Source organism: Dietzia sp. SLG310A2-38A2, from assembly GCF_014145095.1.
Lineage (GTDB): Bacteria > Actinomycetota > Actinomycetes > Mycobacteriales > Mycobacteriaceae > Dietzia.
Genome location: NZ_JAALDX010000335.1, coordinates 1 through 2,504, shown reverse-complemented (window position 1 = coordinate 2,504; position 2,504 = coordinate 1). Strand labels below are relative to the sequence as shown.

The window sequence follows — 2,504 nt, the reverse complement described above, 5'->3', positions numbered from 1 at the left end:
CGCCGACGCCGAGGAGCTGCCGCTGCTGCGCGGGGCCAAGGCGGAGGGGCTGCGAGTGACCGCCTCCACCAACCCGCACCTGCTCGCCCTGGTCTCGGAGGTCACCCACGGGGGCGCGGCCGCTGCCGACCTGGACCCCCCGATCCGGGACGCCGCCACCCGCGAACTCCTCTGGGACGCTCTGCGCGACGGCACCATCGACGCGATCGCCTCCGCCCGACTCGGACTCTCGGTGGTGTGGTCGGAAGCACGCCGGAGGGGGTGCGATCTCGCGGATGTGGCCAGCTGGATGTCCGGGAAGACGGCCGCGATCGTCGGACTCGAGGACCGGGGGGAGATCCGGACGGGCCTCCGGGCCGACTTCACCGCCGTCGCCGACGACGAGGCGTTCGTCGTCCTGCCCGGTGCCCGTGATCTCGGTTCCGCCGACTCGGTCTACGCCCAGAGGGCCCTGGCGGGAGTGGTGCACTGGACCATGACCGACGGCCGGTTCGTCGATCCCCGCTCCCTTCCCCGGGGCGCCGTCCTGTCCCGACCCGCCAGATGAACCCCGCCGTCGACCGACTGGCCTTCCTCCCGTTCCCCGCGGGCGTGACCTCGGCCCTGCTCATCACCGAGTACGCCATCAAGATCCTCGCCCTGGGCATGGTGCCGGAGAACCGGCAGCCCTCCTCCTCTCAGGCCTGGTTGCTGGCGATCCTGTTCATCCCCATCATCGGGGTGCCGCTGTTCCTGTTGCTGGGCAACCCGTACATCACCGGCCGACGGCACGTCATCCAGGCCGAGGCCAACCGGCTCTACGAGGAGGCGCTGGAAAAGTGGCCCACGGTCCCCGAGAGCGTGCGGATCCCGCCCGGGGTGCGGACGGTTCTCGAGATGAACCGGAACCTCACCGCGATCCCGTGCATGTCTGGTGAGTTCGTAGGCCTGTACTCGGACTATGCGGCTTCTCTCGCCACGATGACCGACGCTGTGCGCACGGCCAGCGATCACGTGCACATCGAGTTCTACGCCCAGTCCTGGGACGACGAGACCGATGAGTTCTTCACCGCCGCGGTCGAGGCGGCGGAGCGGGGGGTGACGGTCAGGGTGCTCGTCGACCATCTCGGCTCGTTGCGGTATCGGGGCTTCAAGGTGCTACGACGGAGGTTGCGCCATTCGCCGGTCGAGCTGCACCTCATGCTGCCGATCAACCCGTTCGTCGGCAGGTTCCGGAGACCTGACCTGCGCAACCACCGCAAGATGCTCATCGTCGACGGCGAGCACGGGTTCATCGGCTCGCAGAACCTCATCGCGCGGAACTACGGCAGCCCCCGCAACACCCGGCTCGGCCGGGAGTGGGTGGACCTCATGATGGAGGTACGGGGGGAGATCGTCCAGGCGATGAACGGGGTGTTCGCGGTGGACTGGTACTCCGAGTCCGGTGAGGTCATCGGGACCTTCGATGAGCTCTCCCGCGGCACGTCGGTCACGGCCGGACGCGCGGAAGGCGACCCCACCGCCGGCGACCCGGTCAGCGCCTTCCAGCTCGTCCCGTCGGGTCCCGGTTACCGCACGCAGCCGAACCTGCGCATGTTCACCCAGCTCATCGGCCAGGCCGAGCACCGGATCAGGATCGTCAGCCCGTACTTCGTCCCGGACGAGGCGCTCCTCCACTCGATCACCTCCGCGTCCTACAGAGGTGTCGACGTGGAGTTGTTCGTGCCCGAACACGCGGACCAGTTCATGGTCCACCACGCCCAGCGGTCCTACTACCGCGCACTCCTCGAGGCAGGGGTGCGGATCAACAGGTTCCGCTCGCCAGCGGTACTGCACACCAAGATGCTGTTGATCGACGACTACGGCGGGGTGGTGGGCTCGAGCAACATGGACCAGCGGTCGTTCAACCTGAACTTCGAGATCAGCCTGCTGGTTCTCGGTGGGGAGGCACTGACCGAGATGAACGACGCGGTGGACGCCTACCTCGCGGACAGCACGCCACTCGGCCTGGGGACCTGGCAGAACAGACCCTGGCCGGGGCGGTACGTCGACAACGTCGCACGGCTGAGTTCGGCACTCCAGTAGAGGTCACCCCCGCGGTGGGACCCGTCCAGGCGGTCCGGATGGGTCCTGTAGTAGTACGCTTTGCGTGCGTGGGCCGTCAGGGCCCTGCTCGTGACGAGAGGCCAGCACAGATGCCCCAGAACCGTGGTTCCGGACTCCGGACAAGGCGCATCGGCGCCGTCGTCGCCGCGACCGCCCTGGCGGCGGTCGCGACCCCGGTCGTGGCGCACGGGCAGGACACCTCGGGCTCCGACTCCTCGCTGCCCACCCAGACCGGCAACAGCAGCGTCGACGGCCTGACCGGCCTGATCCCCGAGGAGATCGTGGTCGGAAACCCCGGTTTCGGTGCGGGATCCGAGGGGTTGCGGGACATCGGCAGCGGCGTGGTGCCGGACGCCGCGCTGTCCGCGGGCCAGGTCCTGGGCTCGGTCGCGCCGCTGGAGGCGCTGGGGTCGGCGGGA

1 protein-coding gene and 2 pseudogenes are annotated in these 2,504 nt (G+C 69.0%); all 3 read left to right on the top strand.

Annotation, left to right across the window (positions count from 1 at the left end):
- Positions 1 to 547 (top strand): annotated as a pseudogene (locus tag G6027_RS12120) (allantoinase); the annotation flags it as partial.
- The gene (locus G6027_RS12115) at positions 544 to 2,064 is read left to right on the top strand and encodes a phospholipase D-like domain-containing protein (protein ID WP_182637399.1); all 1,521 of its coding nucleotides are present in this window, start codon (positions 544 to 546) and stop codon (positions 2,062 to 2,064) included. The pseudogene G6027_RS12120 and the gene G6027_RS12115, both read left to right, overlap by 4 nt.
- A gap of 110 nt (positions 2,065 to 2,174) precedes the next feature.
- A pseudogene (locus G6027_RS12110) lies at positions 2,175 to 2,504 on the top strand (hypothetical protein); the annotation flags it as partial.

Bases quoted from the DNA above. Each gene is read 5' to 3' on its own strand.
- G6027_RS12115 (WP_182637399.1), top strand. From the start codon at position 544: ATGAACCCCGCCGTCGACCGACTGGCCTTCCTCCCGTTCCCCGCGGGC.